The sequence below is a fragment of the Acinetobacter calcoaceticus genome (genome assembly GCF_051947995.1).
Taxonomy (GTDB): Bacteria; Pseudomonadota; Gammaproteobacteria; order Pseudomonadales; family Moraxellaceae; genus Acinetobacter.
In genome coordinates this window covers 18105-38039 of the sequence record NZ_JBLVVH010000003.1, presented here as the reverse complement: position 1 = coordinate 38039, position 19935 = coordinate 18105, and the positions used below count along the sequence as shown (strand labels likewise).

18 protein-coding genes and 1 tRNA gene are annotated in these 19935 nt (G+C 41.6%); 12 read left to right on the top strand and 7 right to left on the bottom strand.

Features of this window, described 5'->3' with window-relative positions:
• Positions 1 to 31: 31 nt before the first annotated feature.
• Positions 32 to 604: a hypothetical protein gene (locus tag ACNQO6_RS06030; protein ID WP_440208384.1), complete on the top strand. Its 573-nt coding sequence runs from the start codon at positions 32 to 34 to the stop codon at positions 602 to 604.
• Positions 605 to 627: 23 nt separating this feature from the next.
• Here ACNQO6_RS06030 and ACNQO6_RS06025 read toward each other — a convergent pair whose 3' ends face one another.
• Both ACNQO6_RS06025 and ACNQO6_RS06020 read right to left on the bottom strand, forming a co-directional pair.
• Positions 628 to 1170, bottom strand: coding sequence for a hypothetical protein (locus ACNQO6_RS06025; protein WP_440208383.1), 543 nt, complete (start codon positions 1168 to 1170; stop codon positions 628 to 630).
• A gap of 181 nt (positions 1171 to 1351) precedes the next feature.
• A tRNA-Arg gene (locus ACNQO6_RS06020) sits at positions 1352 to 1427 on the bottom strand.
• A 274-nt stretch (positions 1428 to 1701) separates the two neighbouring features.
• Between ACNQO6_RS06020 and ACNQO6_RS06015 the strand changes: the two genes are divergently transcribed.
• The 8 genes from ACNQO6_RS06015 to ACNQO6_RS05980 all read left to right on the top strand — a co-directional run bounded on the left by ACNQO6_RS06015 (position 1702) and on the right by ACNQO6_RS05980 (position 8738).
• Complete coding sequence (locus ACNQO6_RS06015; protein WP_005230992.1) at positions 1702 to 2637, top strand: ABC transporter ATP-binding protein; 936 nt, start codon at positions 1702 to 1704, stop codon at positions 2635 to 2637.
• Positions 2634 to 3407 (top strand): ABC transporter permease, encoded by a 774-nt coding sequence (locus tag ACNQO6_RS06010; protein WP_004772656.1) that lies wholly within the window; start codon positions 2634 to 2636, stop codon positions 3405 to 3407. Before ACNQO6_RS06015 ends, ACNQO6_RS06010 begins: the two co-directional genes overlap by 4 nt.
• A complete protein-coding gene (gene queF, locus ACNQO6_RS06005; protein ID WP_440208382.1) occupies positions 3404 to 4219 on the top strand; it encodes an NADPH-dependent 7-cyano-7-deazaguanine reductase QueF in 816 nt (271 codons plus the stop codon). Before ACNQO6_RS06010 ends, queF begins: the two co-directional genes overlap by 4 nt.
• Positions 4220 to 4254: 35 nt before the next feature.
• Positions 4255 to 4914: a hypothetical protein gene (locus ACNQO6_RS06000; RefSeq protein WP_343580891.1), complete on the top strand. Its 660-nt coding sequence runs from the start codon at positions 4255 to 4257 to the stop codon at positions 4912 to 4914.
• A gap of 165 nt (positions 4915 to 5079) precedes the next feature.
• Positions 5080 to 6222, top strand: coding sequence for a rod shape-determining protein RodA (gene rodA, locus ACNQO6_RS05995; protein WP_004772663.1), 1143 nt, complete (start codon positions 5080 to 5082; stop codon positions 6220 to 6222).
• 19 nt (positions 6223 to 6241) lie between these two features.
• Positions 6242 to 7243, top strand: coding sequence for a lytic murein transglycosylase B (gene mltB / locus ACNQO6_RS05990; RefSeq protein ID WP_069578397.1), 1002 nt, complete (start codon positions 6242 to 6244; stop codon positions 7241 to 7243).
• Between the two features lie 289 nt (positions 7244 to 7532).
• Complete coding sequence (locus ACNQO6_RS05985; protein WP_004772666.1) at positions 7533 to 8144, top strand: septal ring lytic transglycosylase RlpA family protein; 612 nt, start codon at positions 7533 to 7535, stop codon at positions 8142 to 8144.
• A 138-nt stretch (positions 8145 to 8282) separates the two neighbouring features.
• A complete protein-coding gene (locus ACNQO6_RS05980; protein WP_440208709.1) occupies positions 8283 to 8738 on the top strand; it encodes an Mpo1 family 2-hydroxy fatty acid dioxygenase in 456 nt (151 codons plus the stop codon).
• Positions 8739 to 8778: 40 nt separating this feature from the next.
• On the opposite strand, the gene ACNQO6_RS05975 is transcribed toward ACNQO6_RS05980, so the two are convergent.
• Positions 8779 to 9252 (bottom strand): DUF3465 domain-containing protein, encoded by a 474-nt coding sequence (locus ACNQO6_RS05975; RefSeq protein ID WP_440208381.1) that lies wholly within the window; start codon positions 9250 to 9252, stop codon positions 8779 to 8781.
• Between the two features lie 79 nt (positions 9253 to 9331).
• A complete protein-coding gene (gene sthA, locus ACNQO6_RS05970) occupies positions 9332 to 10747 on the bottom strand; it encodes a Si-specific NAD(P)(+) transhydrogenase (protein WP_343580897.1) in 1416 nt (471 codons plus the stop codon).
• A gap of 190 nt (positions 10748 to 10937) precedes the next feature.
• On the opposite strand from sthA, the gene lipA reads away from it, so the two are divergent.
• Entirely contained in the window at positions 10938 to 11951 is a 1014-nt protein-coding gene (gene lipA / locus ACNQO6_RS05965) for a lipoyl synthase (protein WP_325779237.1), read from the top strand.
• Positions 11952 to 12013: 62 nt separating this feature from the next.
• On the opposite strand, the gene ACNQO6_RS05960 is transcribed toward lipA, so the two are convergent.
• The 3 genes from ACNQO6_RS05960 to ACNQO6_RS05950 form a co-directional block, all read right to left on the bottom strand.
• On the bottom strand, positions 12014 to 13120 hold the full coding sequence (locus tag ACNQO6_RS05960) for a beta-ketoacyl-ACP synthase III (protein WP_272654271.1): 1107 nt from the start codon (positions 13118 to 13120) through the stop codon (positions 12014 to 12016).
• 45 nt (positions 13121 to 13165) lie between these two features.
• Entirely contained in the window at positions 13166 to 17020 is a 3855-nt protein-coding gene (hrpA, locus tag ACNQO6_RS05955) for an ATP-dependent RNA helicase HrpA (RefSeq protein ID WP_440208380.1), read from the bottom strand.
• Between the two features lie 114 nt (positions 17021 to 17134).
• Positions 17135 to 18295 carry a sterol desaturase family protein gene (locus ACNQO6_RS05950; RefSeq protein ID WP_440208379.1) on the bottom strand — a complete coding sequence of 387 codons (1161 nt, stop codon included), beginning with the start codon at positions 18293 to 18295 and terminating at the stop codon, positions 17135 to 17137.
• Positions 18296 to 18890: 595 nt separating this feature from the next.
• On the opposite strand from ACNQO6_RS05950, the gene ahpC reads away from it, so the two are divergent.
• Positions 18891 to 19454 carry an alkyl hydroperoxide reductase subunit C gene (ahpC, locus tag ACNQO6_RS05945; RefSeq protein WP_004772679.1) on the top strand — a complete coding sequence of 188 codons (564 nt, stop codon included), beginning with the start codon at positions 18891 to 18893 and terminating at the stop codon, positions 19452 to 19454.
• Between the two features lie 253 nt (positions 19455 to 19707).
• Positions 19708 to 19917 (top strand): KTSC domain-containing protein, encoded by a 210-nt coding sequence (locus tag ACNQO6_RS05940; RefSeq protein WP_005294945.1) that lies wholly within the window; start codon positions 19708 to 19710, stop codon positions 19915 to 19917.
• Positions 19918 to 19935: the final 18 nt, after the last annotated feature.

Here is a 19935-nt window from a genome sequence, read left to right as displayed (position 1 = left end):
CGTCTTATCTTGATTAGGGGGAAATTAAGAGATGTCACATTTTTTTAAAACTGAACTTGGCCAGAATGCATTACAACAACGCAGTATTGCTTTAACTGCCCGCCAACGTCGTTTATTACTTCTAATTGATCACGAAGATTTTAAAGAGCTTGATCAGGAGTATAGGCAACGGATCGCACCCACCGAACTGGTGCAGCAACTGATGGATATGGGGCTATTGGCACAACACCAGTCCTTACCCATAAATAAAGAACAAAGCCAAACAACGTTAAAAATGCCTGCTTTTGATGAGGCCCTATCTACTCAATCGGTGCCAGTTCAAGAAAAGCACATAATTCGACCAGCACCTGCAGTTGAAGAAATGCTTGAACTGGAAAAACTTGCGTTTGTTGAAATCCAGCAGGTCATGATTCAGACTCTAAGCAGTTATTGTGGTCTGATGGCTCGCCCGCTAATACAAAAAATTCAGTCGATTAATTCATTAAATCAGCTGAAAGCTTGTCAAATGCAATGGATTACATCATTGCAGGAATCACGGATTCCGCCAAGCCAATTGAACCAAACCTTAAAACTGATTAATTATTCTGTACAGCATTTATCATAATCAATAAAGATTTGATGAATCATTTATGAGCTTTGAGTGACTGAACATACAAATGGAGCACCTCTTTCAAAAGGTTCTCCATCTAGTACAATCAGATATAGCCCTTCTGTTTTTAACAAGCTATTGTATTTTTGCCCTTGTGACGATGTCTCAAACTCTTTGGATAGTTGATTAAATACATCAGCAAAATTGGGATTCGCAAGTTTCAATAAATCCCGACAATATTTTAATGCCTCATTTTTTGAAGCCTGATAATCATTCGGATATCTTGAAGAGACAACGACCTCGCTCCAACTTTCGAGATCGGGTCGTTTTGATACTTTAATATCTAGCCAATGCTCCTCTGGCAAGAAAAAATAACTTGAGTTGGCATCTATATCATTAAATCTCACCTGATTCTTATCAGCCCGAACCTGAGTATCAAGATCAACCAATTGTTTAGAAAGTCTATCCACAAAAGTAGTCATCGCCAGATAATCTGATCTTTCAATATCTGCGACCTTTTTATAAGAATCCGTACAACCTGCACTTAGAAGCAAACTTAATATTAATATTTTCTTATCCATGTTTTATCCAACACACTGATGTTTTAGGTTGTAGCGGTTATCAATAGAGTAATTTACCTGTGGACTGTAAAATTATCATAAGGAAAAAGCTGGATAGCTAAAATTGATGATAAGTATTAAGAGTTAACTGATTGAATAGATATAATATATGAGTAATTTTTTTAGTCTTAAAATGTAAATTTGGTGCGCTCAGCGGGACTCGAACCCACGCCACAGGCTTCGGAGACCTGTACTCTATCCAGTTGAGCTATGAGCGCATGCGTGCCACATCATAGGCAAAAAAAACATATTGGTAAATATGTAGGCTTAAACAAAAATGTTTCTTGCTTATTAAAACAACAATTTTAGGTGTTTTATAACTATCTTATTACTTTTGAACGCAATAATTAGATAAAAAAGCTTCAATTCACTTTTAAATTGTCTTGAATACACAACGTTCTGTTTTTAACACGCCATAAACCTATTTTTCTACTTGGTTTATTTTTTCATATCGCTCAAAATACCCGTTCTATTTAACAACGTGAGACGTTTATGACTGATGCTTTGGTGTTGAGCGATTTGTCCAAAACTTATCGTAATGGTTTTCAGGCGTTAAAAGGTATTAATTTAACCGTGCCTGAGGGTGAGTTTTATGCATTATTAGGCCCTAATGGTGCAGGAAAATCGACTACGATCAGTATCATTAGCTCTTTAGCCAAAAAAACATCTGGTTCAGTTGAGATTTTTGGACATAACTTAGATACCCATCCTTCTCAAGCAAAACAATGTCTTGGTGTTGTTCCTCAAGAATTTAACTTTGGTCAATTCGAAAAAACCTTCGATATTCTAGTGACCCAGGCCGGTTATTACGGCATTCCTAAAAAAGTGGCAGAACAACGTGCCGAACATTATCTAGAAAAGCTTGGCCTATGGGAAAAGCGTAATATTCAATCACGTATGCTTTCAGGCGGTATGAAACGCCGTTTGATGATTGCACGTGCCATGATGCACGAGCCGAAGCTGCTGATTCTGGATGAGCCAACCGCAGGTGTTGATATTGAATTGCGCCGTTCGATGTGGGACTTTCTTACCGAAATGAATGACAACGGTACCTCCATCATTCTGACCACACACTATCTAGAAGAAGCAGAAATGTTGTGTCGTCGTATTGCGATTATCGATCGTGGTGTGATTAAAGAAGATACCACCATGAAAGGCTTCCTTAATCAGTTGAATGAAGAATCATTCATTTGTGATCTGGCTGAACCGATTAGTGGTTTTGATCTGAATATTATTGGCTTCAAATTTAATCTGATTGATCCTGTGACCCTCGAAGTCACCATGGATAAAGCACACAGTATGAATGACCTGTTCCTGTTATTGCAGTCTCAGAACATTCAAGTAAACAGTATGCGGAATAAATCCAATCGTCTGGAAGAGTTATTCGTGAAAATGGTCGAGAAAAATCTTGCAGGAGCGAATGAATGAACTTCAGTCAATTAAAAACTGCACTCTGGACTTTAGTTGTTAAAGAAATTCGTCGCTTTATGCGCATCTGGCCACAAACCTTGCTGCCACCAGCGATCACCATGAGTTTGTACTTTGTGATCTTCGGAAATCTGGTCGGTTCACGTATTGGCGAAATGGGTGGCTTTAGCTATATGCAGTTCATCGTGCCCGGTTTGATCATGATGGCTGTCATTACCAATAGTTATGCCAACGTTTCTTCGAGTTTCTTTAGTGCAAAATTCCAGAAAAGTATTGAAGAACTGATTATGAGTCCCGTGCCACTGCACTTAATCCTGTGGGGTTATGTGATTGGTGGTGTCAGCCGTGGCGTTCTGGTTGGCCTGATTGTGACCATCATGAGTTTATTCTTTACCCATTTAGAAATTTATAATTTATTTGTGACGATCTACACCGTCATTATTACTTCATTATTATTTTCTCTGGGTGGCTTTATTAATGCCGTATATGCGAAGTCTTTCGATGATATTTCCATTATCCCGACTTTCGTATTGACCCCGCTCACCTACTTAGGTGGTGTGTTCTATGCCATCAGTGCATTAAGTCCTTTTTGGCAAAACGTCTCTTTAGTTAATCCGATTGTGTATATGGTCAATGCCTTCCGTTATGGCATTTTAGGGCACAGTGACGTCAATGTTGCTTTCTCTTTAGGTGTTGTAACCCTGTGCTGTGTTGTCCTCTATGCAATTGCCTATCATTTATTAGCTCGTGGTTCAGGAATGCGTGAATGAGTGTTGAACTTTCTTTATTGGGTAAAGACACCCAATACCCGACTCAATATCAACCGGAAGTTTTATTTCCAATTGCCCGTGCTGAGTCTCGTCAACAATATGCGCATATTGAAGGCATTACTCAAGGCAAAGACTGGTGGCATGTTTTTGAAATTTCATGGTTAAATCAGTTAGGTTTGCCTCAGGTCGCGATTGGCCGTTTAACCCTGCCAGCCAGCTCACCAAACTTAATTGAATCGAAATCACTTAAGCTGTATTTCAATAGCATGAACTTCACGCAATTTGATTCGAAACAAGCCTTTATTGCTACAGTTGAGCAGGACCTGTCAAAAGCAGCAGGTGCAAAAGTTGAATTAAACCTGTTCCATGTCGATGATTTGGAAATTTCAAAACCACAAGGCATTTGCATTGATGATTTGATTCCTGAGCGTCTTTCCGAACATCCGGATTCGACATTGTTACAGTTAGATGCTGCAGCCGGAGAAAACGTAGAAATTGAACTTTACTCTCATCTTTTAAGAAGTAACTGCCCAGTCACAGGTCAACCGGACTGGGGTACGGTTTTTATTCGTTTGCAAGGTAAAAAGCCTTGTTATCGCAGCGTTTTAGCTTATATTATCTCGTACCGTCAGCATAATGGTTTCCATGAGCAATGTGTTGAGCAAATATTTGCCGATATCTGGCAACTTTTGCAACCAGAAAAACTGATGGTCTATGCAACTTATACTCGCCGCGGGGGCTTGGACATTAACCCATGCCGAGTATCAGATTTGTCATGGATGCCCGAGCCAATTCGCTTGGCACGACAATAAAACGAATAAATTTGATATATAGAGGACGTTCTTCAATGACCAGTTATTTCGGTATTCTTCCGTCAGCAAGTTTGAGTCAGGACATTCAGCTTGCACAAGCCAATCGTGACAGTAAAGAGCCTCAATACCCTTTACGTGACAAAATTTCTCTACAGCTTACTGATGAGTTAATTGACACCATGTTGGTTCACCTGGTTCAGCAATTTCCACCAAGTGATAAACGGGATACCACCGAAGGGCTAGCGATTAAAATTCGCGGCATTGTCGAAACGCTCATGAAACAGCTTTTAGGCAAAGCTTCAAATGAACAGGTGCGTGAATCTTTAGCCTTTATGGAAAAGAGCCTGTTCATTGACAATGAAGGTAAACAACGTATCGGTACCGCATTACCTGATAGTCTTGTGGCTGACATGAAAAAGAGCTTTGCTGAAGTGGCTGCCGGAAATGGTAAAGAGCAGCGTGATGCCTTAACTCAACAGTTCAAGACATTTGCTGATGCCTTAATTCACCACTTTATGACTGAATATAACAAGACACTTGGCCTCGGTATGGTTAAACGTGGCGTTGCCAGTGTAGCAACCAGTGGTGTTGAAACCGCAGTTCATATCGTGATCAAGAAATTAATCCCAAGCCTAAGCCAGGTCGAACTCGAAGTCTTCACCAAACACTTTGATCAGTTATTGGTTCAAAAATAAGCTTTACCCCTGAAGAAAGCGACGATTGTAAAATCGTCGCTTTTTTTATGCCGATTTTATGCAAAATTAAGCGCTTATAAATGTCACAATTTCTAAATTTGCATTGTCTAAACCGACGATTATGTTAGCATGCGCGAAGCGTTGATTTACTTGATTTAGAATCGCATGTCTCCAAGCTCACAATACAAATTTTTGCGTCAAGCACCACGTGATGGCTTGAGCACAGCCAATCAACTTTCTCGTTGGCAACAACTTCACCTTGATCCTTGGCTCTGTCTGTTTTTGATCCTCAATGCCATACTCGGACTCACTGTTTTATATAGTGCATCTGCACAAGATGTGGGGCTTGTTACCAAACAGGCGATGAGTTTCGGGATCGGTTTTGCCGTGATGTTTGGTTTGGCCCAGATTCCACCCAAAGTCTATCAGGCATTCTCACCTTACTTTTATGTATTCGGTGTCTTGTGCCTGATTGCCGTGATGGTCTTTGGTGAAGTGCGTATGGGTGCACAACGCTGGATTGACATTCCCGGCTTTGGTAGTGTGCAGCCGAGTGAGTTTATGAAAATCGGCATGCCAATGATGGTGGCCTGGTTCTTGTCACGCAAGGCCCTGCCGCCAAGCTTCTCTCAGGTTATTCTATCGTTAATGCTGATTGTGGTGCCTTTCCTGCTTATTGCAGAACAACCCGACTTAGGTACTTCTTTACTGGTCCTTGCCAGCGGGATCTTTGTGCTTTTCCTCAGCGGCCTGTCATGGAAATTGATTGCGGCAGCCGCAGGCGCTGCAGGAATCATTATCCCAATCGCCTGGGAATTCTTACTGCATGACTATCAACGTCAACGGGTATTAACACTTTTTAATCCTGAGGCAGATGCACTCGGAACAGGCTGGAATATTATTCAGTCAAAAACTGCGATTGGTTCTGGTGGTTTTTCGGGTAAAGGATTCCTTGAAGGTACACAATCCCATTTACACTTTTTACCAGAAGGTCATACTGACTTTATTATTGCAGCCTATTCAGAAGAGTTTGGTCTGATTGGTGTTACCTTACTGATTCTTCTTTATTGTGCAATTATTTTCAGGACATTCCAGATTGGCCTGCAAAGCTTTCATAACTATGGTCGCTTAGTGGCTGGCGCCTTTGGTTTGTCATTTTTTGTTTATGTATTTGTAAACGCAGGCATGGTCAGTGGTATTTTACCTGTAGTAGGTGTGCCTTTGCCGTTCATGAGTTATGGCGGAACTGCAATTATTACCCTTATGTCAACTTTTGGACTGGTTATGTCTATTCATACACATCGATAATGAGGAATTTTATAAACTTATGTTTCTTCCTACTTTAAATAAAACTTTTAAATTTTTAACTTTAAGCGCTGGTTTATTCTTGAGCAGTAATTGGGCACAAGCAAATGAATTTTATAATCACCCGAATTACTTTGCGTTTAAACAAAAAGCCATGACTACTTATGGCTTAAGCAGCGAACAAATTGATGCTGCCATGAGCGGTGCGCGCAACCTGCCTAACATTCTAAATATCATGACCCGCCCGGGTGAAAGCAAACCTTGGTATCAATACCGCTCGATGTTTTTAGTCGAAGGTACCATTCAACGTGGTGTTCGCTTCAAAAACGAGTATGAGGATGTGCTGAATCGCGCAGAACAGCAGTATGGCGTCCCTAAAGCTGTGATTTTAGGTATTCTCGGCGTAGAAACCGGTTATGGCGCAAATAAAGGCTCTTTCATCACACGTGATGCCCTTGCAACGCTCGCTTTTGGCTATCCACGTCGTGCCGACTATTTTAGTGATGAACTCGCAGCGCTCATTTCCTGGACCTATAAAGAAGGTTACCCGACGAATAGCATCGTTGGTTCTTATGCAGGTGCGATTGGATATCCACAATTCATGCCAAGCAACATTCAGAAACTTGGGGTCGATTACGATGGAAATGGACATATTGATCTTAGAAATTCTGCTGCTGATGCGATTGGATCAATTGCAAACTATTTAGCTCAGTATGGCTGGGAACGTGATCGTCCAATTGGCTTCCCGGCACGCTACTCAGGCAATAATCCTGACAGTGTAATTGCCAAGGACCTCACCCAGCCAACGCCTTATGGCGAGCTGAAAAGACTGGGTATTACACCCGTTAACCCATTGGTAAAAATTGATGATCTCGATCTGGTCAATGTGATTCAATTACAAGATCAGTTTGGTCCGATTTACTATATTACTTATCCAAATTTTCAGGTGATCACCACCTACAATAAGAGCCGTATGTATGCGACAGCAGTATGGTTATTAGGTACAGAAGTAGCTAGCCGATAGGCTAGCTTTTTTACAAGATTATGGAAAGTCAATAATTTTTTAATAAAAAATGAACACAGAATCAGCAAAATTCATTTCTTGTTACAATATTGATTATTATTTAACCAGAAACTGTAAGTTTTTGCCCTTTTTGTAACTATTTATCGTTAAAGACTAGACACACTTCGTAAGCGATGAATATTATCGCCGCAAGTTAAAAGTAATTGCAAAAGTGAATAATTAGACATGTGCACTATATTTCAGGCAGTTTTATTGAAATAGAAAAGCATGTTCTCTAGGAGTTTATACAATGCAGTTTTCGCTAAAATATATTCTAGCGCTGACGGCAGGCTTAAGTTTAAGCCCGTTACATGCTGAAATGGTACAGTCTTCATCATTATCAAATGATGTGGATGGTTCTAATTTGGCTGCCCGCGTTCTAAGCAAAGATTCTCAAAATTTTAATTCTCGTTTCTCTAACGTTAATAGTCTTTCAATCACTGAGAGTTCAGGTGACAAAGTACGTCGCCAGACGATTGCTGCAAAGATCGATATCCCTGAAGAAGAGCCTTCAGTGATTGAAAAACTGAATACTGTTGCTTCGAACACAGTTCGTAAATTCAGCCAAAGCGGCGTTGCTTCATGGTACGGTCGTCAATTCCATGGCCGTAAAACAGCAAGCGGTGAAACATTCGATATGAATGCCATGACTGCTGCACACCGTAGCCTGCCTTTGAACTGTTACATCCGTGTAACTAACAAAGACAATGGTAAAAGTGTTGTTGTGAAAGTAAACGACCGTGGCCCATTCCATGGTAACCGTGTATTAGACTTATCTTACGGTGCTGCAAAGCAATTGGGTATGTCTAGCGCTGGTACGGGTAATGTCAGCATTGAACGTGTTGATGGTCCTAACTCTTAAGCGTTAAACCACAGCATTCAAAAAAAGTCGCGTCATGCGGCTTTTTTTATTTTTTATCGACAATCTTTTTTAACGCTTTACGCCCTATTCTTTTGTTCGGTATATTGAAGCCATAAAAATGAATACAGCGAGGAGCGCATTGCGAAATCAATTGAAGAATGGTTTGAGGAATATAGTGATAGCCACCAAAACCAGACCAACAAGAAAATTCACTGGGTTTGTGTACCTGCAATCTTATTTTCGATTATTGGTATCCTTGCGCACTTTAGCATCTTACTTACCGCGTTATTGCTGGTTTTAACTTTAGTCTTTTATGCTCGTTTAGACCTGATACTTGCAATTGCAATGGCAGCTTTATTGGCCGTGATGGCATGGCTAATTGTGATCTTGCCAGTCGGTGTCGGATTCTATATCGGGGTATTTGTGATTGCCTGGATCGGTCAATTTTATGGTCATAAAGTTGAAGGTAAGAAGCCTTCTTTCTTTAAAGACTTACAATTCCTTCTGATTGGCCCTGTATGGTGCATGGACGCGTATTTAGCTAACATCCTACCTAAATGGAAAATTCGTCAAAAATTGGCGCTTACACGCTAATTTAGCGCCTATCTTGCAAGTAACCGATCAAGGAAAAATGCTATTGATAGATTTTTCCTTGATATTTTAGCCATCCATCCATGTGTTTTCCGCGTGGATCATGATGCGTCCAGTGAATGACACCACCTTTCTGGCTATATTCATATTCACCATAGAACTCAACGACCTCACCCTTTTTAAGCCCCTCAATTCTTGGTGCCAAATCGATATTGTGCGCAATCAGCACGGTTAAGCCATTGTCCAGTTTAAGAATCATTTTCTGATGTCTTGAGCCATCATTATCATCAGGCAAAATCGCTTTCACCACGCCCTGCGCTTGCACCTGAACATTACTGCGTTGTTGCTGATAAGCCTGCATGATCTTGTGCTGATCATCGACAGAAACCGTATTTCCTGTATTGGAAGTCTGAACGCTAGCACCAGTATTTTGTTTTTGCTTAAAATCCAGACCAAAATAAGCAGCAACCAACAAAACGATGGCAACAATGATCAGATTATTTTTTTGATTTTTCATATTTCCCTTTTATTCAACTCAAGATAGCAAAATGCCAATCAAGGTGATTGGCATTTGCATCATACAAGCACTGGGTGGCTTAGAACAAACGATTCATACCATTCAACGCTGCAACACGATAGGCTTCAGCCATGGTTGGATAGTTGAAAGTGGTCTCAACAAAATACTTCAAGGTATTGTTTGGGCTATGCATCACAACCTGTCCAATGTGGATAATCTCTGCAGCATTATTACCAAAGCAATGAATACCTAATACTTCTAAAGTATCACGGTGGAATAGAATCTTTAATTCACCTACCGTATCACCGGTAATCTGCGCACGCGCCAGATGACGGAAAGAAGCCTGCCCCACTTCGTAAGGGACTTTCTCTTCCGTTAACTCCTGTTCGGTCTTACCAATCGAAGAAATCTCCGGAATGGTATAAATACCCGTTGGAACGTCACGGATTGGCTTCACATTTTTCTCGCCGACCATATTCGCACCTGCGCAACGACCCTGGTCGTATGCCGCCGATGCCAAAGACGGCCAGCCAATCACATCACCCGCAGCAAAAATATTTTCTGCTTCGGTCTGGTATTGATCATTCACCATCAACTGACCACGGCCATTTGGCACCAAGCCTACATTTTCAAGACCTAAACCATCAGTATTTCCTGAACGGCCGTTACACCATAAAATAGCATCGGCCTTGATCTTCTTGCCACTCAGTAAATGTAGAACCACGTGATCATCAAACGTCTCTAAGCGGTCGATCTGTTCATTGTGACGGATCAGCACGCCTTGTTCACGTAAGTGGTATGACAATGCATCGGCAATTTCATCATCCAGATAGCTTAGAAGCTTTTGCTGGGTATTGATCAGATCAACCTTATGATCTAATCCAATGAAAATTGACGCATATTCACAACCGATCACGCCTGCACCATAAATGATGATTTTCTGGATAGCGAAATCAAGGTCGAGAATCTTGTCTGAATCAAATACACGCGGGTGATTAAAATCCAGACCTTTTGGCTGATATGGACGGCTACCCGTTGCAATCACAATCTGCTTGCAAATAATGGTGTCTTTAATACCATCCTGACCAAAAATCAGAACCGTGTTCTTATCCTGAATATAAGCACGTCCATGAAAGACTTCGATTTTATTGCGATCATAGAAACGTGTATGCGTGTCAACTTGCTGTTGAATCACTTTATGCGCATTACGTAATACCTGTTTCATGGTGAATTGTTTCCATTCACCGACTTTCTGAAACATTGGATCACGCTGATAACGAATGATACTTGAAACTGTTTGACGCAAAGCTTTACTTGGAATTGTGCCTACATGTGCGCAGTTACCGCCGAGTTGATCACGAACATCAACGATTGCAACTTTTTTACCTGCTTTTGCAAGCTTCATTGCCGCGCCTTCGCCAGCTGGGCCAGAACCGAGAATTACTGCATCATATTTAACAATATTCCCACCAACGACCTCTTTCTTACGTGGCATTCAAAGCTCCTTTGTCTCTTAACCGTTTTTGCTCTCTATATGATAACCAATATGCAGCGAGATGATGTATTTCACAACTATATATTTTTATATATTTACATTTTCAAAATGAATACCACTTTTCCTGCTTTAATGCGGTAAATTTGACTATAATATTCCCATATCTCAAATCAAAGGCTGTAGGAAGTATATGTCTGAACACCGTAAACCTGAACAGGGTATAAAACTTCGTGGCGCGGAAAAAGTCGCAAGAATTCCTGTAAAAGTTATCCCTACGGTTGAAGTACCTCGCAAACCTGACTGGATTCGAGTCAAGATGACCGCTCCAGAAGAAGTTCAGCGTATCAAAACAACCTTGCGTTCACAAAAACTGCATACCGTATGTGAAGAAGCTGCCTGCCCTAACTTGCCTGAATGCTTCGGTGGTGGTACAGCAACCTTCATGATCATGGGCGATATCTGTACCCGTCGCTGTCCTTTCTGTGACGTTGCACATGGTCGTCCAAATGCATTGGATCCTGATGAACCGCGTCACATGGCTGAAACCATTTCTAATCTGGGCTTAAAATATGCCGTGATTACCTCGGTTGACCGTGATGACCTGCTTGATGGTGGTGCCCAACACTTTGTTGACTGTATCAAGGAAGCGCGTGCATTAAGTCCAAAAACCTTATTGGAAATTCTGGTGCCTGACTTCCGTGGTCGTATGGATATTGCCTTACGCATCATGACTGAATGTCCGCCAGATGTATTCAACCACAATATTGAAACTGTACCACGTCTCTACAAAGCCATGCGTCCAGGTTCTGACTATCAGCACTCTTTAAACCTGTTAAAAATGTTTAAAGAATACTGCCCTGATGTACCAACCAAATGTGGTTTGATGGTCGGTATTGGTGAAACTGAAGAAGAAGTGATTTCGTTACTGGATGATCTGCGTGCACACGATGTGGATTACGTGACCATTGGTCAATATCTGCAACCATCGAAGCAACATGCCCCAATTGACCGTTTTGTTACACCAGAAGAATTCGAGCGTTATGCCGAACATGGCCGTAAACTCGGTTTCAGAAATATCTGGTCTGCGCCAATGGTTCGTTCAAGCTACTTTGCTGATCGTCAATATCATGGTGAGCCAGTGCCTGCAGTACGTCGTAAGACTGATCCTGCCAAGAAAATTGCAGTTCAAGCAATTGAAGCTTAAAGTTTCATAAGGCATAAAAAAACACCACAATTGTGGTGTTTTTTTATATTCTAGTCAAAAGCTTAAGCAATATGCTTTTGTACCACAATCGAACCGACTGAATAGCCCGCACCGAAAGAAGAAATTACAGCAAATTCGCCATTATCGACCTGTTCACCGGTACGATGCATCGCAATGATGACTCCGGCAGATGAAGTATTGGCAAACTCATCCAAGATGATCGGTGCACGCTCAAGATCAGCATCTTTACCAACAACCAGTTTTAAAATTAGTTCATTCATGTTGGCATTGGCTTGGTGCAACCAGAAACGCTTGATTTGTTCAGGCGTTAATTCAAGTTTTTCCAGTTGTGCAGTAATGATTTTTGCAACAAGCGGACAGACTTCTTTAAATACTTTACGGCCATCTTGACGGAACAGTTTGTCATCGACCACCGCATCTTCACTGCGATTCAAGAAGCCAAAGTTGTTACGGATATTATTTGAGAATTGAGTAAACAAATGAATATCTAAAATTTCAAAACCTGATTTGGTTTCAGTTTCTTCGATAATTGATGCAGTCGCAACATCACCAAAAATAAAGTGCGCATCACGGGTACGATAATCCAGATGACCAGACGTGATTTCAACATTCAGCAATAACACACGGCGAGCACCGCATTTTACGGCATCATAAGCCTGCTTCAAACCGAATGTTGCAGCAGAACATGCCACATTCATATCATAAGCATAGCCCTGAATCCCGAGTGCAGACTGGATCTCAATCGCAACCGCAGGATAAGCACGCTGCATGTTTGAACACGCCAAAATCACCACATCGATGTCTTCAGCGGTTACGCCTGCATTTTCCATCGCCTGTTTTGCCGCAATTACGCCCCACTCCGCTTGAAGTGAAAGCTCATCGTTGCTACGTTCCTGCAAACGCGGACGCAAGCGTGTTGGATCTAAAATACCTGATTTTTCGACCACATAGCGACGTTTAATCCCTGATGCTTTTTCAATAAATTCAGGGCTTGAACCACGTAAAGCCTCGATTTCGCCCGCTTCGATCTGCGCTGCGTTGTCTTGGTTATATTGTTCTACATAAGCATTTAAACTTTCAACCAACTCTTCATTGGAAATAGATTCGGTTGGGTGAAATAACCCTGTACCTGTTATACGGATGCCCATGTAAAACTCCTGTAAAGAATGCTTCTAACTTTCATATTTCTCAGTTTAACCGATTGCTAATCGATCCCATAGTTTTTGTAATCTAGTTGGTGAAATAGGCAGCTTTGTTTTCATCGGTTGAGAAAACAAGGAAATTCTGAGTTCTTCCAACATCAAATACAATTCTTTGATTTTAGGATCTTTTTTAAATTTAAATACTTTGTCCATCCATGGATCGACATCATCAATTGCAGCAAGATCACGTTGTAGATTATTTGGCAAACGGTCTAAACGCAATAGCAGTGCTTTCAAATAACGCGGGTATTCCTGCCAAATCTCGGGCGATTGGCTATACACAAAGTCTGCCAATGACATTAAATCAAGCTGATCTTCAATATCATCCACACTGCGACCAAAGATCGTCTGATCCAGTACCAGCAACTCACGGCGAATTTGCTGCCATTGGGTAAATATTTCAGTTAAATCAGCTAATGTCTGTTGACCATTTGCTAAAAACTGCTTTTTGGTTTCAGTTAATAACTGCTGAAATTCATCGACATTTTTAGGCAATTGCTGGATCGACACCTGCAAAGTTGCATAAACCAGCATCTGCTCCAGTTTTGCCCGCTCACCTAAAGGTGAATAAGCCAGAGCCAGCGGCTTGGAAATCTGCTTTTTGAGTTGACGGATTAAATCCCCCAACTGCATATGCACCAGCCGGATCACTCCTTCACGATGGTGCTTGATTGCTTCATCCTGATCATTAAAGGTTTGAATCACTACACCTGACTCGTCTTTCGCATCAAGCTCGGCAAAAAGCTTGGTTGGCACCAATGCCTGATATTGCTTGACCACAACACCCGTGACCTTTTGCGAAGCTTCGAAGATAAAATTTTCAGGGAAGGTTTTAAACTCACCTTTTTGCTGTTTCACTGGACGATGGGTTTCAACACGACAACGTGCTTTCAGCTCCTCCAGATCACGCCCTTGCGCAATTAACTTGCCTTTTTCATCAACCACTTTAATAAAAGGCACCAGATACTGATCAATCCGTTCAAAAGAAAAATCTTTTTCCGTGATTTGCTCACCACGCAAGGCAAATGCCAGATAACTAAACAGATGTTCACGTAAATGCGTTGCATCGACACCTTGCATCAGTTTTCTCGCAGTATCAGGAATCGGCACCAGATTACGGCGCTTATCTTTGGGTAATGCTTTCAGTAATGCTTCGATCAGGTCTTGACGCCAGCCTGGAATTCCCCATGACCATTGCTTTTCATCGACTTGCGGTAACGCCTGCACCGGAATCTTGACGGTTGCCCCATCTTCATCATGACTTGGGTCAAATCGATAGCTGGCCGCCAGGCGCAATTGACCATTATGCAAATAATCGGGAAATTGTTGCGTGGTCGGCCGATCGTTCAGCCATAAAGCATCATCTTCGACAAACAGATAACGGGGCTGATCAGGTTCGACGGTTGCACGCCAATCTTCGAAACTACGACGGCTGGCAATTTCCTCAGGCACTTTTGCTGCATAAAACTGGTAAATGGTTTCTTCATCGACCACCAAGTCACGGCGACGCAGTTTATCTTCAACGCGCTCCACTTCTTCAAGCTTTAACAAGTTATGCTTCAAGAACGGTGGTGTAATCCCCAGATTCCCTGTGGTTAGAGCATCGCGTAAAAAGATTTCATGGGCCGCAGGCTGATCCACCTTCTCAAAGTTGATCAAACGCTTCGGTTCAATAATTAAACCAAACAGAGAAATCTGTGCATAGGCATTCACAATACCTGCTTTCTTGGACCAGTGCGGTTCAAAGTAATGGTATTTCAATAAATCACGGGCCGCCAGCAAAATCCATTCTGGATCAATTTTTGCCAAAGTCCGCAAATACACCTGAGAAGTTTCCACCATTTCAAAGGCCATCACCCAAGCGGTATTGGTTTTATGCAAGGTACTGGCGGGGAACACTTTGGCTTTCTGCTGACGTACCGCCATAAAGGTATTACGTTCATCGGTTTTATTGGCAATGAATGAAAGTAAACCAGTCAATAAAGCGCGGTGTAAATTTTCATAATTGGCACCCTTTTCATTAAAACTCAGTTTTAATCCTTCTGCCAGCTCGACCAGTTGCTGATGGGTCTGCTTCCATTCACGTAAACGCAACCAGCTTAAAAAATGTTGACGTGCAAATTGACGACGCTTGTTCTCCGTCTGTGTATCCGGACTGGTTTGCAGAGTATTCCAGAGTTTTAAGTAGAATAAAAAGTCCGAATCTGCTTCTTTGAATAACGCATGCTTCTGATCGGCCTGCATTTGTTTATCTGCAGGACGTTCACGCGGATCTTGAATTGCCAAAGCACTGACAATAATCAGGGTTTCTTTGAGCACACCAAAATGTGCTCCGCCAATGATCATACGTGCCAGACGCGGGTCAATCGGCATACGAGCCATCATCTGACCGACTTTGGTTAAGTCATTCTTGCGCTCACTCAGTGCACCCAACTCGATCAGCAGTTTACGGCCATCATTGACCAGACGAAAATCAGGTGGCTCGATAAAATCAAAATCTTCAAGACTACCTAGTCCAAGGCTTTGCATTTGCAAAATCACAGAGGCCAAGTTGGTTCGTTTAATTTCCGGCTCGGTAAATTCTGGACGGCTTAAAAAGTCTTCTTCACTATATAGGCGAATACATACACCTGCCGCAATACGACCACAACGGCCTTTACGCTGATTGGCAGCAGCCTGTGAAATCGCTTCAATTGGAAGACGTTGCACCCGTGAACGATAGTTATAACGTGAAATACGGGCAAAACCGCTATCAATCACATAGCGAATATTCGGAACTGTCAGTGCCGTTTCTGCTACGTTGGTGGCAATAATGATACGGCGACCTTTACCACTTGGACTGAAAATCTTTTGCTGTTCTGCCAAGGCTAAACGTGCATATAAAGGCAGCACTTCAGTATGACGGGGACCATACTTCTGTAAGGTTTCTTGTAATTCACGAATTTCCTGTTCTGTACTGGCGAAAACCAGAATATCGGCATGCTCAGGATGGCCCTTGCTCTCTGCATCGGTAAAACATTCTTCAACAGCCTGTACCACGGCACGCGGGAGGTTTTCTTCAAAGTCATCGAACTCATCATCATCACTGCCAACGATGCTCAGTTCTGAAATCGGGCGATAACGCACTTCAACAGGGAAACTACGCCCTTCTACTTCAAAAATCGGTGCATCATAGAAATACTGGCTAAAGCGATTCACATCGAGCGTTGCCGAAGTAACAATGACTTTTAAATCAGGACGCTTCGGTAAAAGCTGTTTTAAATAGCCCATGATAAAGTCAATATTGAGTGAGCGTTCGTGCGCCTCATCAATAATGATGGTGTCGTATTTTGACAGGAAGCGGTCATTGGTCAGTTCAGCCAACAAGATACCATCGGTCATCAAACGAACAATCGAGTCTTGTGAACCCTGCTCGTTAAAACGGATTTTAAAACCGATTGATTCACCGAGTTTCTCGCCAACCTCTTCGGCGATACGCTGCGAAACACTACGCGCAGCCAGACGACGTGGCTGGGTGTGACCAATCATGCCTGTCAGTCCACGCCCTGCTAACATGGCAATCTGCGGGAGCTGTGTGGTTTTACCAGAACCGGTTTCACCCGCCACAATAATGACCTGATGCTTTTGAATCGCTGCAATCAAACGATCTGCATACTGGGTGACAGGTAAATCCTGATTGAGTTTGATCTCTGGAAGGCGTGCAAGGCGCTGCTTAACCTTGTGGTTAGACTGTTCAAACAGTTTTTCGATATCTGCTGGTTCTGTTTTCTTATCCTTGCGCAGTCGATTTAAACGGTGACGGTCACGTGCCATAACCAATTGATCTACATTTAAATGACTCTGCACTGAACAGCTTTCCTGAAAAATAAACTAATCGGCTATTTTACGCCTTAAAGCCTTGCTATGCAAAGAAACTGCATCAATCTCCTGCTGATCTTGATCCAGTTCCCTCCATACAGCTTAAGGTTTCGGTGACTGGTCAAAGCGTTTTAGAAAGCGTTTGACATATTTTTTAAAGGGCCAGGTAAACTGTTTGACAAAACTATTCGGGATCTTATAACCCACTGTTCCATATACACTGGCCAGATGATCCGGCATATAGACACTTTTAAATAGCACATCATAAAACGGGATAAACGCTGCATAATTCTTATCAATCGCAGGTTTTTCGGAAGAATGATGCCAATGATGAAACTCAGGTGTAGCAATCAACCAGCGTAAATACGGGAAACGGAAACGCACATTGGAATGAATAAAAATGGCATGAAAGGAAATAAAAATCAGATAGGCAAATACTGCCGAAGTATGAAAACCCAGTAAAAATATCGGCAAGGTTGCAATAAACCGGGTCATCAATACTTCAACCACATGCAGACGTGAAGATGCCAGCCAGTCCATATATTCGGTCGAATGATGAATGGCATGGAAACGCCACAGGAAATTGACCTCATGCATGGCACGATGTAACCAGTACACCACAAAATCTACCACAATCAACAATTCAATAAACTGCAACCAGATTGGCTGGGCCTGAACATAAGGCACAATCGGATTATTGGGTAAATGGGTAATCCAGTACTGAATCGGCATCACGGTTAAAAAGCTAAATAGCTGAATACCAATATGACTGAACATGAAATATTTCATGTCCGTCACCCAGCCCACTCGCAGGATTTTCTGCTCGGGACTCTTGGCAAAAAAACCTTCTAAAGGAATAAAGATGAGGGCCAGAATCACCAGTGTAAGTACAAAATAATCTATACCTGCATAAAAAGGCACACTCGGTAACATCGGTGCTTTAATCACACCACAACCTAAAATCGCAGCCACCAAAGCGAAACATAAACCATAGAAGCCGTATCGGTTCTGACGGACAATCGCACTAAAAGCACCAAAACCGACACTCAGAATAATGCCACCCATGAGTCCAAAATAAAAAACATCATAATTTTTTGCATAAAATGGTCTTAACTCAGGTGTAGTCATCACCGAAGGGAATAGAAAACACAAGGCGCCAAACAGGCAAAGCAAGCCTAAAGACATGGAAATAAACGCACTAATTTTTCCCAAGCCCGCATTCAGTTCCAGATTTTCAAATTTAGCTCTTAATTGATCAGTCATTGTTACTATAATTTTCACTCTGAATGCCAGCATACCCTGCTGATGCATATAACCTTATAATTTTTCTCAAATAGATACTATTTAGTATTTCAAAGAGTTACAGCCCATTTTAGTCAATCGTCTACCGAACCACAAGATCAATCTCTAAGCAGCACCCAGCTTAGCTAGCCTATTCATATCAGCAACTAACATCCAGCACCGCCATAGCGAATACCTTGTATAGTTCTCCTGACTCTGTATTCCTATCGCTTAATGATTTAAAACTCACAGCCATGCTGGATAAAGTTTGAACGTATATCTTGGTTTTTTATATATTTTTATCTTTTTTCAATTTTACCCTTGAATTTTGATCACGTAGACTTCATGTTGTTATGCACATTAGTTTTCAGATGTTTTGTCATGTTGGCTTCATTTTTATGTCGTCAAATAAAGCAGACATCTTTGGGTGAAAGTCGTTTTTGATTGATTTATTCAATTTTCCGATTTTAGTCATGTAAAAATACTATTTCCCCAATAACTAAAAATTATTTATTCTAGACCTCGTAAACAAGTAAGGCGTTAGCCTCTCAATAAAACCTCAATCATGGAGACAATGATGAGCTTAATTAATACTGAAGTTAAACCATTTAAAGCAACTGCGTACCACAACGGTCAATTTGTTGACGTATCTGAAGCAGATCTTAAAGGTAAATGGTCTGTTGTATTCTTCTACCCAGCTGACTTTACTTTCGTATGTCCAACTGAGTTAGGCGACCTTGCTGACAACTATGCTGAATTCCAAAAATTAGGCGTTGAAATCTATGGCGTGTCTACTGACACTCACTTCACGCACAAAGCTTGGCACGACACTTCAGACGTTATTGGTAAAATCCAATACCCATTGATCGGCGATCCAACTTGGACGCTTTCTAAAAACTTCGACGTATTAATCGAAGCTGCTGGTCTTGCTGACCGTGGTACTTTCGTTATCGATCCAGAAGGCAAAATCCAAATCGTTGAAATCAACGCTGGTGGTATCGGCCGTGACGCATCTGAACTTCTTCGTAAAGTAAAAGCTGCTCAATACGTTCACGCTCACCCAGGTGAAGTTTGCCCAGCGAAATGGAAAGAAGGCGAAGCAACGCTTGCTCCATCTATCGACTTAGTTGGTAAAATCTAATTATTTAGATTAAACCGATGGTCCGAAGCCACCCTTTTTAGGGTGGTTTCTTTTTGCCTGTCTTCTGTATAAATCCCCCCTCTACTCCGATCCCGATTTTATAGCTAATTTTTTACAATTCTTATACTTATAAATTTATAGCCAGCTTCATTTATCAATTGTCAGACGGTTTGAGTTGGAGTACTGTCAAATCATGGAGCACCAGAGTTGTTAAATATGTACTAAAAGATCAAATTAATAAGGGGACGAATCTATGGAAAAATCTGTTGTTGTAACCTCCTGGAAATATGATGTTTCTTCACGCTATTTAAAAATCTTTTATAGCAACGGCTCGGGCGAGCTTTACCATCCTGTTCCAGAGTTTATCTACAATAACTTGCTTCGTACCACTGATAAAACGGCCTTTGTGCATAAATATCTTGAATTTGACCTGCACTTTAAACGACTCTGTATTTCAGCATAAAGCATAAAAAAAACAGCC

Coding starts and splice junctions, on each gene's coding strand:
- ACNQO6_RS06000 (WP_343580891.1), top strand. CDS start 4,255: ATGACCAGTTATTTCGGTATTCTTCCGTCAGCAAGTTTGAGTCAGGAC.
- ACNQO6_RS05950 (WP_440208379.1), bottom strand. CDS start 18,295: ATGACTGATCAATTAAGAGCTAAATTTGAAAATCTGGAACTGAATGCG.
- queF (WP_440208382.1), top strand. CDS start 3,404: ATGAGTGTTGAACTTTCTTTATTGGGTAAAGACACCCAATACCCGACT.
- ACNQO6_RS06030 (WP_440208384.1), top strand. CDS start 32: ATGTCACATTTTTTTAAAACTGAACTTGGCCAGAATGCATTACAACAA.
- lipA (WP_325779237.1), top strand. CDS start 10,938: ATGTCTGAACACCGTAAACCTGAACAGGGTATAAAACTTCGTGGCGCG.
- ACNQO6_RS06025 (WP_440208383.1), bottom strand. CDS start 1,170: ATGGATAAGAAAATATTAATATTAAGTTTGCTTCTAAGTGCAGGTTGT.
- ahpC (WP_004772679.1), top strand. CDS start 18,891: ATGAGCTTAATTAATACTGAAGTTAAACCATTTAAAGCAACTGCGTAC.
- ACNQO6_RS05960 (WP_272654271.1), bottom strand. CDS start 13,120: ATGGGCATCCGTATAACAGGTACAGGGTTATTTCACCCAACCGAATCT.
- sthA (WP_343580897.1), bottom strand. CDS start 10,747: ATGCCACGTAAGAAAGAGGTCGTTGGTGGGAATATTGTTAAATATGAT.
- ACNQO6_RS05940 (WP_005294945.1), top strand. CDS start 19,708: ATGGAAAAATCTGTTGTTGTAACCTCCTGGAAATATGATGTTTCTTCA.
- ACNQO6_RS06010 (WP_004772656.1), top strand. CDS start 2,634: ATGAACTTCAGTCAATTAAAAACTGCACTCTGGACTTTAGTTGTTAAA.
- rodA (WP_004772663.1), top strand. CDS start 5,080: ATGTCTCCAAGCTCACAATACAAATTTTTGCGTCAAGCACCACGTGAT.
- ACNQO6_RS05985 (WP_004772666.1), top strand. CDS start 7,533: ATGCAGTTTTCGCTAAAATATATTCTAGCGCTGACGGCAGGCTTAAGT.
- ACNQO6_RS05975 (WP_440208381.1), bottom strand. CDS start 9,252: ATGAAAAATCAAAAAAATAATCTGATCATTGTTGCCATCGTTTTGTTG.
- mltB (WP_069578397.1), top strand. CDS start 6,242: ATGTTTCTTCCTACTTTAAATAAAACTTTTAAATTTTTAACTTTAAGC.
- ACNQO6_RS06015 (WP_005230992.1), top strand. CDS start 1,702: ATGACTGATGCTTTGGTGTTGAGCGATTTGTCCAAAACTTATCGTAAT.